This is a genomic window from Lentilactobacillus rapi DSM 19907 = JCM 15042 (assembly GCF_001436255.1).
GTDB classification, from domain to species: domain Bacteria; phylum Bacillota; class Bacilli; order Lactobacillales; family Lactobacillaceae; genus Lentilactobacillus; species Lentilactobacillus rapi.
Genome location: NZ_AZEI01000076.1, coordinates 128,694 through 142,300, shown reverse-complemented (window position 1 = coordinate 142,300; position 13,607 = coordinate 128,694). Strand labels below are relative to the sequence as shown.

The 13,607-nt window shown below is 41.8% G+C and carries 13 protein-coding genes; all 13 read right to left on the bottom strand.

The features are described 5' to 3' along the window. Positions 1-3: 3 nt before the first annotated feature. Positions 4-366, bottom strand: coding sequence for a 50S ribosomal protein L19 (gene rplS, locus FD12_RS08855; RefSeq protein WP_054746650.1), 363 nt, complete (start codon positions 364-366; stop codon positions 4-6). Between the two features lie 92 nt (positions 367-458). Continuing rightward, positions 459-1,256, bottom strand: a complete 798-nt coding sequence (trmD, locus tag FD12_RS08850; RefSeq protein ID WP_056982713.1) for a tRNA (guanosine(37)-N1)-methyltransferase TrmD — start codon at positions 1,254-1,256, stop codon at positions 459-461. Next, entirely contained in the window at positions 1,253-1,774 is a 522-nt protein-coding gene (gene rimM, locus FD12_RS08845) for a ribosome maturation factor RimM (RefSeq protein WP_054746651.1), read from the bottom strand. The genes trmD and rimM overlap by 4 nt, the downstream gene beginning before the upstream one ends. A 69-nt stretch (positions 1,775-1,843) precedes the next feature. Further along, the gene (locus FD12_RS08840; protein WP_056982711.1) at positions 1,844-2,092 is read right to left on the bottom strand and encodes a KH domain-containing protein; all 249 of its coding nucleotides are present in this window, start codon (positions 2,090-2,092) and stop codon (positions 1,844-1,846) included. Positions 2,093-2,110: 18 nt separating this feature from the next. After that, positions 2,111-2,386, bottom strand: coding sequence for a 30S ribosomal protein S16 (rpsP, locus tag FD12_RS08835; RefSeq protein ID WP_054746653.1), 276 nt, complete (start codon positions 2,384-2,386; stop codon positions 2,111-2,113). A gap of 117 nt (positions 2,387-2,503) precedes the next feature. Then, entirely contained in the window at positions 2,504-3,940 is a 1,437-nt protein-coding gene (gene ffh, locus FD12_RS08830) for a signal recognition particle protein (RefSeq protein WP_056982709.1), read from the bottom strand. A gap of 13 nt (positions 3,941-3,953) precedes the next feature. Next, a complete protein-coding gene (locus tag FD12_RS08825; RefSeq protein ID WP_056982708.1) occupies positions 3,954-4,295 on the bottom strand; it encodes a putative DNA-binding protein in 342 nt (113 codons plus the stop codon). 91 nt (positions 4,296-4,386) lie between these two features. Next, positions 4,387-5,775, bottom strand: coding sequence for a signal recognition particle-docking protein FtsY (gene ftsY / locus FD12_RS08820; RefSeq protein ID WP_054746654.1), 1,389 nt, complete (start codon positions 5,773-5,775; stop codon positions 4,387-4,389). Beyond that, positions 5,775-9,326: a chromosome segregation protein SMC gene (gene smc / locus FD12_RS08815; RefSeq protein WP_056982705.1), complete on the bottom strand. Its 3,552-nt coding sequence runs from the start codon at positions 9,324-9,326 to the stop codon at positions 5,775-5,777. Before smc ends, ftsY begins: the two co-directional genes overlap by 1 nt. 14 nt (positions 9,327-9,340) lie before the next feature. Then, positions 9,341-10,051, bottom strand: coding sequence for a ribonuclease III (rnc, locus tag FD12_RS08810; protein ID WP_056982703.1), 711 nt, complete (start codon positions 10,049-10,051; stop codon positions 9,341-9,343). A gap of 119 nt (positions 10,052-10,170) precedes the next feature. Then, positions 10,171-10,413, bottom strand: coding sequence for an acyl carrier protein (gene acpP, locus FD12_RS08805; protein WP_054746655.1), 243 nt, complete (start codon positions 10,411-10,413; stop codon positions 10,171-10,173). A 51-nt stretch (positions 10,414-10,464) separates the two neighbouring features. Then, complete coding sequence (plsX, locus tag FD12_RS08800) at positions 10,465-11,508, bottom strand: phosphate acyltransferase PlsX (protein ID WP_056982700.1); 1,044 nt, start codon at positions 11,506-11,508, stop codon at positions 10,465-10,467. Between the two features lie 11 nt (positions 11,509-11,519). Next, the gene (gene recG / locus FD12_RS08795; RefSeq protein ID WP_056982697.1) at positions 11,520-13,550 is read right to left on the bottom strand and encodes an ATP-dependent DNA helicase RecG; all 2,031 of its coding nucleotides are present in this window, start codon (positions 13,548-13,550) and stop codon (positions 11,520-11,522) included. Positions 13,551-13,607: the final 57 nt, after the last annotated feature.

Below are 13,607 nucleotides of genomic sequence, written 5' to 3'. Positions count from 1 at the left end.
TAATTATGAACGGGTTCTAAGTGATGCTCGAATACGAGCAGCCTTACCTTGCAATGCACGCAAGTAATAAAGCTTGGCACGACGAACTTGACCATGTCTTATGACTTCAATTTTGTCAACTCTTGGTGAATGAAGTGGGAAAATACGTTCAACACCAACACCGTTACTTACTTTACGAACAGTGTAGGTAGCTTGAATGCCTGAACCCTTACGTTTGATAACAACGCCTTCAAACAATTGAATTCTTTCTCGAGTACCTTCGACAACCTTAACGTGAACTCGTAAAGAGTCACCTGCACGGAAATCTGGGATATCATCGCGTAGTTGTTCATTGTTGATTTTGTCAATCAATTGATTCTGTCGCATAAACAAATCTTCCTTTCACTAACATTCATTATCTTGTTTGACAGCGGAATGTTGTTTTGCGGCTTGCGCCAAATGCTAGTTTACCACAAGCTCTAGTTCTCTGTAAAGGGCTTTTTCTTGTCAGTGTCTTCACTGGCAGCTCTTTCTTCCTCTTCAATCCGAACATCAGCGAGTAAATGTTTCTGAGTGCTCGTTAACTTCCGATGGTCAATCAAGTCTGGCCTCCGTTGATAAGTCCGTCTGAGGGCTTCTTTTTGGTTCCAAAGGGCAATCTTTTTGTGATCACCATTCATCAGGACTTCGGGAACTTTCATTCCGCGAAACTCTGCCGGCCGGGTATATTGAGGTTCCTCGAGCAGGCCGGTTGAAAATGATTCCTCAACTGTTGATTGTTGGTTACCAAGGACGCCCGGGATAAGCCGACTAATTGCGTCGATCATCACCATTGCTGGCAATTCACCACCCGTTAGGACAAAATCGCCAATTGAATATTCATCGGTAACAATCGAACGGATTCGTTCGTCATACCCCTCGTAATGCCCGCAAATGAACGTCAGGTGTTCAGCTTGCGCCAATGATTCGGCATCGTGTTGCTTAAACTGTTTACCAGCTGGATCCATTAAAATGACCTGCCCCGCTGGTAAGCCCGCTTTTTCCGCTTCGGCGCGGGTATGATCGTAAGCGTCAATGATCGGTTGGGCTTGCAGCAACATTCCGGCGCCACCACCAAAGGGATAGTCATCAACGTGCCGATGTTTATCCTGAGTAAATTCACGAAAGTTGGTAACGTTTAGATCAACGATTTTATTTTCAATTGCTTTTCCCATAATTGAGTCGTGCATGGGAATGCTGAACATTTCGGGAAATAAACTTAATACATCAATTCTCATTCGTCTAGCCCCTCCGGAACGTCCACAGTAATTGTTGATTGATCCAAATCGACTTTCTTGATCACTGAATCAATCTTTGGAAGTAGTAAATCGCTCTTGCCTTCCCGTTGAACGACCCAAACGTCATTGGCACCTGGAGACAAAATTTCCTTCACCGTTCCGATTGAATGACCATCAAGATCGACAACCTTGAGACCAATAATTTGGTGATAATAATATTCGCCAGGTTTCAAGTCATCGTCTGAAAGAAGGGTTTCATCCACAAAAATTTCGGATGGCTTCAAAAATTCAACATTATTGATAGATGGATAACCTTCAAAATGTAGTAGGATAAAATTCTTATGTTTTCTGACACCGTCAATGACTAATGGAATGAAATCTGGGTTTTTGGCGACCTTTGCATAAATGGTGTTGCCAATTTGAAACCGTTTCTCAGGGAAATCAGTAATCGCAATCACGCGGACTTCCCCCTTAATTCCTTGTGTATTCACAATTTTGCCAACGGTATAGTAGTTCATAAGGTCCTCCTTTAGTGTTTATGTATAAGAAAAAAGTTCTTAAACAAAACATTCGTTTCGCTCAAGAACTCACTGTTTGCCATCATCGACTATTAAACGAGCTTTCTTCTGTCCTTCAACGGGAACGCTATAAACAATCGTTCGAATTGTTTGAATGACATGACCATGTTTACCAATAATTCTACCAATATCATCTTCGTTTAACCGCAGATGATATTCCATAAAACGATCGGATTCATTATGAGAAATCTCAATCTGTTTTGGATAATCAACTAATGGTGAGACAATCTTTTTTATTAATCCATCAATACTAACCATGATGTTTAATCACTCACTTTACTTTTTTGAGTATTTAGCTTCGTGATATTTCTTCATGATACCGGCATCTGATAGCAAGTTACGAACAGTATCAGATGGTTGAGCACCATTGTTTAACCAGTTCATAATTGACTCTTCTTCAAGAGTAACTTTGGCTGGTTGTGATAATGGGCTATAAGTACCAACGTTTTCAATGAAACGACCATCACGAGGGCTACGTGAATCTGCAACAACGATACGGTAGTATGGACGCTTCTTTGAACCCATGCGCTTTAAGCGAATCTTAACTGACATGTATTTTACCTCCTATAATCATTTAACGATTAATAATATACCAGTAATTAGAAAGGTTGTAAAGGTTTTTTTCTTTACACCATAAAAGAAAGTGGCTATGAGGATCGCAAGTGGGATTTAGCGACGTTTCTTTTTCTTATTTCGGCGTTTTTTATTCTTCTTCATTCTCCGGCTCAATTGCTTCATCGCCAGCTTGGAAAGCTTGCCACCGCCCATTCCACCGGCGTTCATCATGTTTTCCATGCCAGACATGTTCCCTTTTGAGACTTTGTTCATCATCGTTTTCATTTGGCCAAACTGCTTAATCATCCGATTGACTTCTTGAATTGGCCGCCCAGATCCTCTTGCAATTCGGCGTCTTCTTGACGGATTCAAAACGTCAGGATTCGTCCGTTCCTGTTCAGTCATTGAATAAATGATCGCCTTCAAATGATCCATATCTTTGGGATCCATATTAACATTCTTGAGGGCGGGATTATTGGCCATCCCTGGAATCATCTTCATGATTTCATCCATTGGCCCCATTTTTTGAATTTGAGATAACTGATCCAAGAAATCGTTGAAATCGAATGTATTTTCTTGAATTTTTTCCTGAAGTTCTTCAGCTTGTTTTTGGTCATATTCCTTCTGAGTCTTTTCGATCAGCGATAACATATCGCCCATTCCCAAGATTCGAGAAGCCATCCGGTCTGGATAAAAGACGTCCAAATCGGTCATCTTTTCGCCTTGACCAACAAACTTAATTGGTTTTTCAGTTACGGCACGGATAGAAAGCGCAGCACCACCACGGGTATCGCCATCTAACTTGGTTAAGACAACTCCAGTCACATCAAGGGTCTTATTAAATCCTTCAGCCGTGGCAACGGCGTTTTGACCAGTCATCGCATCAATTACCAACAGAATTTCGTCAGGATGGACAGCATCTTTGATATTCTTTAACTCGCCCATCAACTTTTCATCGATTTGGAGACGACCAGCTGTATCAATGATGACATAATCATTGTGATTCTCTTGAGCCTGCTGAAGACCACGTTTTGCAATTTCAACGGGATCTACGTCTGTCCCTAGTTGAAACACCGGGACGTCGATTTGCTGACCAACCGTTTGCAGTTGCTCGATGGCAGCTGGTCGGTAAACATCATCAGCGATTAAAAGGGGCCGGGCATTTTGCTCGTTTTTCAATTTTAAAGCGAGTTTACCTGCAGTGGTCGTTTTACCGGCACCTTGAAGTCCTGACATCATAATAATCGTCGGAATTTTCTCGGATTTATTCAGGGGAACGGCCTCATCCCCCATCATCTTGGTTAATTCTTCATCAACAATTTTGACAATTTGCTGGGACGGATTCAACCCTTCCAGTACTTTGGCACCAGTTGCTCGTTGCTCGACTGTTTTGACAAAGTCACGAACCACTTGGAAGTTAACGTCGGCTTCGAGCAAGGCCAGCCGAATCTCGCGCATTGTTTCCCGCAAATCGGCCTGAGAAACCTTGCCTTTCCCACGTAACTTTTTCATGGCATTTTGCAGCCGTTCTGTTAATCCTTCAAAAGCCATTGTTTCACCACTTTCATTGTTCTTCAGTTGTTTCCAAACTGGAAATTAAGGCATTCAGTTTGGTGTCTGTCGGATACTTCTTTTTTACGTATGTTTGAATCTGATCTAGTTTCTGATTTCGATCGACAAAGCTGTGATATAAATCGAGTTTGTCCTCGTATTGCTGCAAGATCTTTTCTGAGCGGCGGATATTGTCATATACTGCTTGGCGACTGACATCGTATTCTTCCGCAATTTCGCCGAGTGAAAAATCATCTGCATAATACAATTGAATATAATTCGCCTGCTTTTTTGTGAGTAATGGTTCATAAAATTCGAACAAGGAATTAATATAGTTGTTTTTTTCCAGTTCCATTTTGAAACCCCTTTTAGTTGTCATGACGCATACCCCTAGACTACAGATTTTTCCTGAGACCGTCAATCACAACCGCTATCTAAGCAGATCATTATTCAGAAATAAGCCCTTTAAACAAGCCATATACAAAATCGTTAGGGTCAAACGGCTTCAAGTCAGTGACTTTTTCGCCCAGCCCAACATATTTGACTGGCAAGTGAAGTTCACTCCGGATGGCTAAAACAATCCCACCACGGGCAGTTCCATCCAACTTAGTCAAGACAATTCCAGTCACGTCGGTGGCTTCTTTAAACATTTTTGCCTGGGTCATGGCATTTTGACCAGTTGTGGCATCAAGAACCAGTAAAACTTCATGAGGAGCAGCGGGAATTTCTCTCGTTAAAATCTTCTTCATTTTACTTAATTCATTCATTAAGTTTACTTTGTTCTGTAATCGACCGGCAGTATCGACCATCAAAATATCATAATTTTCATCGCGCGCTTTTTGGACGGCGTCAAAGACAACAGATGCCGGGTCACTCTTAGGCTTGCCTTTAACAATATCAACACCATCACGTTCGGCCCAAACGTTCAACTGTTCGATGGCACCGGCCCTGAATGTATCAGCAGCAGCCAGAACAACCTTTTTCCCCTGATCTTTGTACATCTTCGCCATTTTCCCAATGGTTGTCGTTTTACCGACGCCATTTACCCCGACAAACAGCAAAACAGTTGGTCCACTGGCTGCCATATTAATCGCGGGATTCTCACCGTTGCCGGCTTGATCATACATATCAATCAGCTTTTTAACAATCACATTTTGAACATCTTTGGGTTTCTTAGCATTTTCTAGCTTAACTTCTTCCCGTAACTCATCGGTAATTCGCATTGATGTCTCAAAACCCACATCAGATTCAATCAACATATCTTCCAGATCGTCAAAGAAGGATTCATCAACATGGCGAAAATTGGCCAATAAAGCATTCAGCTTTTGACCAAAAGTTGAACGGGATTTTTCTAGTCCTTTTTCATATGAAGCAGTTGTGGTATCTGACTGTTCTTTGGCCTCGGTGGCTTCTGAAACTGGCTTAGCTTGACTAGAAGCAGAATCATCCATACTGGTTGATTGAGACGCGGTGGATGCTTCATTTGATGCTGGAGAAGTTTCCGACTGGCTTATATCGGCAGTGACATCAGCATCGCTTTCATCTGCAGTTGGAGTTGCCTGGGACTGCTCATTTATTGGCTGTTCGGAATCTTTGGCAGTTTCTGACTGGTCTGAATTTTCAGCGGCTGCTGTTGAGGTAGCCTGTGATGATTCTGAACTGATTGCCGCTGAGCTAGGAGCATTAGATTCAGCTGATTTGGCATCATTGGACTTTTCAGTAGCGGATTGTTGGTCACTAGTCGGTTGGCTCTCAGTTGACTTGCTTGATTCTGGCTTCTTTTCTGGTTCTTCATTCTTTTTGGAACGACGTTTAAAAATATCAAATAAACCCATTAGCTCACCTCCGTTTGTAAATTATCTAAATTAACAGTAACAACTTTTGATACGCCTGATTCTTGCATGGTTACCCCATAAAGTTGATCAGCGTAAATCATGGTTTCCTTTCGATGAGTAATGACCACAAACTGGGTCTGATCACCGAAACGTTTTAAAAACTTGGCAAATCTGTCAGCATTAAATGGATCTAGTGCAGCTTCAGCTTCGTCCAAGATACAGAATGGCACTGGTCGGACTTTGATGATCGCAAACAGCAATGTAATGGCAGTTAATGCCTTTTCACCACCTGAAAGTAAGCTCAAACTGCGGTAATTCTTTCCAGGTGGTTTCACCATAATCTCAATTCCGGTTGTCAGCAAATCCTCCGGGTCCGTTAAAACTAATTTTGCCTCACCACCACCAAACATGTCGACAAAGACCTTCGAGAAGGCCCGGGCCACTTCTTTGAAGGCTGTGGCAAATTTGGTACTAATGGTTGAATCCATATCTGCCATTGTTTCTGTCAGGTGATTCTTAGCGTCAAGCAAATCTTGCTGCTGCTTGATTAAGAAATTGTAGCGGGCTGAAACTTCTTTAAACTCTTGAATAGCTGAAATATTCACCGGACCAATTTCATCAATCCCTGTTCGAAGCATCTTAATTTGGTTATTCATATGCTCAATCGTGACATCGAGCTTGAGTTTGCCGAGTTGCTTAGGATCGATGTCATAATTTGATTGTAGTTGTTCATAATTTGCTTGAAGAGTTTGAATTGATTTTTGTAATTTGGTTGTGACTTCTTGCAGTTCATGCTTGGCATTATTAAGGTTCAACTGATCAGACTGGACGCGTTGACCCAAATGATCTAATTGTTGATCGTCATCGGCAACCTGTTGTTTTTTGGTCGCCAATTGCTTGTTAAGGTCAGCTTGTAATTCAACAGCTTGCTTGATTTCGTGATTCAGTCTACCGGCATCAACCGTTTCAGCTAATTCGGCAATATGTTGCTCTCGTTGGCCCTGTAATTTCTGTAACGTTGCCTGATGTACTTTGATTTGATCGTGAATCTCATTCTGGGAGCGTTCAGTTTGTTGGATCTTTTGTTTGGCCACGACGATCTGATCGTGAACTGCCTGTTTGGCCTTTGAATACTTCTCAGCGAGTTCTTTAACGTGATCCAGGCGATCTTTTTGCTGGGTCAACTGGTGATTGATCTGATCAAGTTCTGCTTGAATTGACTGACTCTTTGCAGTTAGATCGGGTTGAGTGCCGGTTTCAGAACTGCTGGAGAGGTTCTTCAAGGCTAATTTGTAAGTTTCGGCCTCCCGTTGCTTTTTCGCTAATTCCCCGGCTAACTTATTAAGCTGCTGATTTTGATTTTCATCAATTTGTTTCAGTTCAAAGACGTGTTGGCGACCACGTTCATGGGAATCAATGATCTTTTGAAGCTCAGCCTTGGCATGGTTAAGCATTGTTTCTTTTTCCGTTAATTTTTGACTCATTTCAGCGGTGGACTTGGTTAATGCTTCTAATTCAGTTTTCTGAATCAGCACGCCTTGATCATCCCCACGATTAGCACCACCCGTTAGTGAACCACCAGCATTGACGACTTGACCATCCAATGTAACGATTCGGGTTCGGTGGTGAATCAACTGACTCATTTCAATTGCGTGGTCCAATTGATCCGCAATTAAAGTCGTACCGAGAAGAAAACCTTTAATCTGGTTTAATTGATCAGGCATCGAAACCAGTTCAGAGGCAATCCCGATGTAGCCCTGGGCTTGCCTAGCAGCCGATACAATTCCCGTGTTGAGGGAACGGGCAGAAATGGTGGAGATTGGCAACAGCGTGACCCGTCCCAGGCGGCCTTGAGTTAAATACTTAATTGCAGCGGCCGCGGATCGATTGTCTTCAACAATGACATGTTGTACTTGGCTGCCCAATGCCGTATTAATCGCTTTAACGTATTTTGGATCAACTTTCAAATAGTCGGCAACTGGGCCTAAAATGCCATTCAGTTGATCTTTATGCCGAAGCAGATTTGAAACGCCACGATAAAATCCGCGGTAAGAATCATGTAACTGCCTCAGTGAAGTCGCCTTGGCCTTGGCTTCTTCAGCGATTTTCAAGGCTGCTAACCAGTTAGCTTGATGATCGTCGACAATCTTCTTGTTTTTAGCGAGTACTTTTTCTAAATCAGCCAATTTTTGTTGATTTGTTTCAAGTTCATGATGACTGTCAGCAAGTTTCAACTTCAAAGTTTCGGATTGTTCCTGAAGTGTTTTAACTTCATTATCTGCCTGGTCGATCCGGGCTTGTTGCGCGACAATTTTTTCATGGGTCCGCTGGTTGTCATGAACCTGATCGTTAACCTGATTCTTAATATCGGTCTGTTCTTGAAGGAGATCGACATAATGATTTCTTAATGCCTCGATTTTAGTCTCGATTGCCGCAACACTATTTTGTTGTTGGCTGGTCGTGATCCTGGTCAGTTCGGTAGTGTTGGCATTAAGGTCTGCTTTAAGTTGATGTTGTTGATCTGCTGACTGGGACAACTTAATTTGATAATCATCAATTTGGTTTTGAGTTAATTTAATCTGTTCAGTAATCCGGTTTAAATCAGCATTCTTGAAACTCTTTTCCTGCGTGGTTAATTGATGCTGACTCTTTAGAGATTGAATTTTTTTAGCAGTCTCTAAAAGCTGGTCATTCAGATCGTCAATCTGTTTACGTCCATCATTTACCTGCTGTTTGAGAGAATTTTGTTGATGATTCCCCTCGGCAACTTGTTTGGTTAATTTAGTGACAATGGCTTGTTTCGCCGTTGATGAAGCTTTTAGCGCTTGAGTTTCTGAAAGGAGCTGAGTGGTTGCCAACACCAATTGTTGCTTTAACAGTGTATCCAACCGCTTTTTCTGATCTAAATAGTCGGTTGCCAAACTGCTTTGTTCTTCTAACGGTTGAAGACGAACCTGTAATTCATGGATGATGTCTTCAACTCGGTTTAAATTATCAGTTGTTTCGTCAATTTCTTTTTTGGCCGTTTGCTTGTGCTGCTTATATTTATAAACTCCAGCAACATTTTCAATCACCGAACGCCGTTCAATTGGTTTGCTATTAAATATTTCTTCAACATTCCCTTGAGAAATAATTGAAAGTGAGCCTTGACCAATCCCGGTATCCATAAACAAATCGGTAATATCCCTTAAACGACACTGCTTATCGTTGATAAAATAAGAGCTGTCGCCATTCCTGAACAACTTTCGGGAAATTTGTAATTCATCAAGCGGCGTATTGATATAGCGATCGGAATTGTCCAACGTTAGAGTCACGGAAGCCATACCCAAAGAGCGGCGATCGGCTGAACCGGAAAAAATCACATCCGGCATTTTCGATCCCCGTAGATTTTTGGCAGACTGTTCCCCCATTACCCAACGGATTGACTCGGCTATGTTGCTTTTGCCACTTCCATTTGGGCCGACAATTCCGGTCATCCCACCAGGGAAATCTATTCTGGTTTTATCTGCAAAAGATTTAAAACCAATAATTTCGATGGATTTAAGTTGCACTGTGTTTCTCCAATCTAAACAAGATTATCGCCCTCGGTGTCAAAATGGGTAAGCGCCTGCTGGGCTGCGTGTTGTTCGGCTGCTTTTTTTGAGTGGCCCACGCCAACCCCAAATAATTTACCACCGATTGAAACATTCACTTTGAATGAGCGATCGTTATCCGGACCAAATTCATCGATCAATTCGTAATCGATGTCGACTGGCCCCTCTGCTTGGGCTAATTCTTGAAGTTCTGTCTTATGGTCAAAGAACTCGGCAAACATCCCTTCGTCCAACTTGGGAAAAATGACCTGCTGGACAAATTTTTCCACGGTTGGCTGACCCTGATCCAAATATAATGCACCGACAAATGATTCAAAGATATCACAGAGCAGTGAGTCACGATCTCGAGCGCCAGCCTTTTCTTCCCCGCGTCCAAGGCGAATGTACTTATTAAAATTACACTCCCGGGCGAAAGTACTGAAGCTTTTTTCATTAACCATGGCAGCTCTTAAACGGGTGAGTCGTCCTTGAGGCATCTTCGGATATCGCTTAAAAATATATGAAGACACGATCAGCTGCAACACCGCGTCGCCCAAGAATTCCAGGCGCTCATAAAACTTTAGATTTTGACCTTTATGCTCGTTAACATAAGATGCTTGAGTAAACGCTTCATCAAGCAAATCCTGATTATCAATATGAATATTGAAATCATTTTTCAACATTTCATTCAAGCCTTTTATCAATCCGCTGCCTCCAAATTTATTTCATTAAACAGTAAAAAATTGAAATTATATCTCAGTCGAAATAATTCCAATCTTATCGGTTGCTTGCCTACGAATCGTTCGTTATCGTAAAAATGCAGTTATTTTTGGTTCTTCATGACAAAATCAACTGCTTCATCAATCGTGTTGAGCTTCTCAGCATCTTCGTCAGAAATTTCTGCATTAAAAGTATCTTCGAGGTCTAACACAAATTCGACAAAGTCAATTGAGTCAGCGTCCAAATCCTGCTTGAAGTTAAGAGAACCAGTGATTTTATCACGATCGACATCGAATTGATCGGCAACTAAATCTGCAATTTTATTAAAAACTTCTTGTTTGTCCAATCCTATCCACCTATTTCAATTTATAGATTAACTAAATCCTATTATATCAAACTATTTACTGCTTTTGATACTATCTTTAATTTGTTTTAAATCCTCAGCATGATCGGTGACATAGGTGTTTAAGTCAGCAATCATATGAGAATCAATAATTTCTCTGATTTGACCGATCGTATTTTTAACCGTTGGGGCTTTACTGCTACCATGGGTTTTAACAACTGGCGCCTTGACACCCAGCAAAACTGCCCCACCGTACTGAGAATAATCCATTGAATCGGCGATTTCACCAAAGGTACTCTTTAACATGAGGGCACCAAACTTGGACTTTGCGCCGCCATTCATGATACTGCCTTTGATCAGTTTTAGCATCGAGAGAGCAGTTCCTTCAATACTCTTTAAGACGGCGTTACCAGTGAAACCATCGGTCACGACGACATCGGCAGCACCATTTAAGAGTTCACGGGATTCAACATTACCAATAAAGTTTAAATCTTTATCAGCGGCTAATAGGTCATGCACTTTGCGGTGATTCATGTCACCTTTGTCAGCTTCAGTTCCATTATTCAATAAGCCAATTCGTGGGTTGGCAACTTTATGGACATTTTGAGCATAATACTTGCCCATCAAGGCATACTGATAAATGTTCAATACTTTTGTATCAGCGTTGGCCCCAACATCAATCATGACAAATTTACCGGTATCCTTACCGGTAATCACTGGTAAGGTGGTTGTTAGACCAGGTCGATCGATGCCCTTAATTCGGCCGACAATGAATAAGCCGGCTGCTAAAATGGCTCCGGTATTTCCAGCAGAAAAGAATGCGTCGGCAGTTTCTTCTTTAACGGCAGTCGCTGCTAATACGATACTGGACTGTTTTTTGGTTCGAACGGCCTTAACCGGCTCGTCGCCCATTTCAATCACTTCATCTGCTTGAATAAGCTGAATGTTGTGGTCATTCTTCAAATATTTTTTTACTTGATCAGTTTGACCAAATAATTGGAATTCAACGTCCGGATAGGCATCCCGAGCTAATTCAATTCCTTCGACAATTTCTTTTGGGGCGTAATCTCCGCCCATTGCGTCAACTGCAATTTTCATTTTTTATCCCCTTAATCAGTGGTAATGGTTTGTGTGTATTTTAAATACTTAGCTAATTGTACATTTTCTGGCTTTTTTTGCCAATCCGAATTCACGGTAATACTTTGAGCCTCTTGGTTGGCAACCGTCAAAATGTTAAGGTCACCAACTGGATCGGCTACTTTAAAATCAGGCATCCCTGATTGTTTGAGACCAGTGATATCCCCTTGACCCCGAAGTTCGAGGTCTTTTTGGGAAAGAAAGAAACCGTCCGTACTGCTGGCAACAGCTTTCATTCGCTTCTTACCAATTTCATTTCGCGGATCGGCAATCAAAATACAATAAGATTGTTTTTCGCCTCGGCCAACTCGCCCACGCAACTGATGGAGTTGGGCCAAGCCAAAATGATCGGCGTCAAAAATGAGCATAGTGTTGGCATTGGCAACATCAACCCCCACTTCAATGACGGTTGTGGCAACTAAAACTTGAAACTTATTTTCTTTAAAATCGGTCATTGCGTCATCTTTTTCTTGATTGGACATTCGCCCATGCAACAAACCGACAGTAAATTGAGGCTCAAAAATAGCTTTGAAACGTTCAAAGATAGCCAGGGCATTTTTCATATCAACGGCTTCGGATTCTTCAATCAACGGCGTGACCACATAAATCTGACTTCCAGATTCGAGTTGTTTTTTGACAAACCTTAATGCGGATTCGGTTTTCGCTGAAGTGATCCAAGTTGTTTTAATGGGCTTTCTTCCCTTGGGTAACTCGTCGATTACTGACACGTCCATATCACCGTACATTGTGATCGCAAGCGTTCGGGGAATCGGGGTTGCCGTCATTGCAAGCATATTTGTGCTGGTACCCTTTTGACGAAGCGCCTGCCGCTGATTAACGCCAAATCGATGTTGCTCGTCAATAACGGCCAGTCCCAGATTATGATAATCCACCTGATCCTGAAACAAGGCATGGGTGCCAACGATCAGATCAACTTCACCAGATTGAATGCTTGGCAGCATTGCTCGTCTAGCCAAAGCTGAAGTTGCGCCGGTTAGAAGAGCAATATTGACATCAAAGTCCGCAAACATTTTAGCAAAACTGTTAGCATGCTGTTCAGCCAAGATTTCTGTGGGGGCCATAATTGCCGCCTGACGGCCTGAACTGATCGCCGCTAGAATGGCGATTGCCGCAACAACCGTTTTTCCACTCCCAACATCTCCCTGCAGCAGCCGGTTCATTTCAATGGGATTTTTAAGATCAGTTAAAATTTCATTCACAACTTTTTGCTGCGATTGAGTGAGTGCAAATGGTAATTGTTGAGTGAACGATTTGATTAGCTTGGGATCATAAATGATCTTGGACTTCGGGTCTGGTTGACGATGAGTCGCTTTTAACAATTGAATTTTCATTGCGAACAAAAAGAATTCCATAAACTTAGCCGTCCGAAAAGCGCGTTTGGCTGCGATCGGTGATGATGGAAAATGAATATTTTTAATCGTATCGTGAAAGCTTTCAAGTCGATATTTTTGGCGTAAAGACGTTGGAATGATGTCCACCAGAATATTTTCATACTGTTTGAAAGCCAGTTGAATTAATTGCTTAATGGTATTTTGTTTAACCTCTTTATTGCTCGGATAGATTGAATCATAGGTATCGCTTTTGTCGCCATTCAAAATTTTCATTCCCTGAATCTGGTTATGATTCAGATTAAATGTGCCAAAAATAATCACTTCAGCTTCCAATTCAAGTTGTTTTTTTAGCCATGGTTGGTTGAAGAAAGTGACGTTATAGATGTTATCATCAATTTTGAGCCGAAAACTCAGCCGACTTTTCTTGCGACCAAAAAAGTTCAAAGTCGGTGCGGTAATGACTTGTCCTTTAACGGTCACTTTCTGACCATCGACGGCCGTTCCCAAATCCTTGAGCGACAGATCATCGTAACGACGAGGAAAATAGGTCAATAAGTCGTTAATGGTATGAATGCCAAGCTTATTTAAGGCTGTCAGCCGTTTTTCGCCAACTCCTTTTAATACTGCGACTGAATCAGTTAAACTGCTCACTTCATTTCCCTCATTTCAAAAAATACAAATAAAAGCTTGGCCAACTGGCGACCAAAC

Bases quoted from the DNA above. Each gene is read 5' to 3' on its own strand.
- rplS (WP_054746650.1), bottom strand. From the start codon at position 366: ATGCGACAGAATCAATTGATTGACAAAATCAACAATGAACAACTACGC.
- trmD (WP_056982713.1), bottom strand. From the start codon at position 1,256: ATGAGAATTGATGTATTAAGTTTATTTCCCGAAATGTTCAGCATTCCC.
- rimM (WP_054746651.1), bottom strand. From the start codon at position 1,774: ATGAACTACTATACCGTTGGCAAAATTGTGAATACACAAGGAATTAAG.
- FD12_RS08840 (WP_056982711.1), bottom strand. From the start codon at position 2,092: ATGGTTAGTATTGATGGATTAATAAAAAAGATTGTCTCACCATTAGTT.
- rpsP (WP_054746653.1), bottom strand. From the start codon at position 2,386: ATGTCAGTTAAGATTCGCTTAAAGCGCATGGGTTCAAAGAAGCGTCCA.
- ffh (WP_056982709.1), bottom strand. From the start codon at position 3,940: ATGGCTTTTGAAGGATTAACAGAACGGCTGCAAAATGCCATGAAAAAG.
- FD12_RS08825 (WP_056982708.1), bottom strand. From the start codon at position 4,295: ATGGAACTGGAAAAAAACAACTATATTAATTCCTTGTTCGAATTTTAT.
- ftsY (WP_054746654.1), bottom strand. From the start codon at position 5,775: ATGGGTTTATTTGATATTTTTAAACGTCGTTCCAAAAAGAATGAAGAA.
- plsX (WP_056982700.1), bottom strand. From the start codon at position 11,508: ATGAAAATTGCAGTTGACGCAATGGGCGGAGATTACGCCCCAAAAGAA.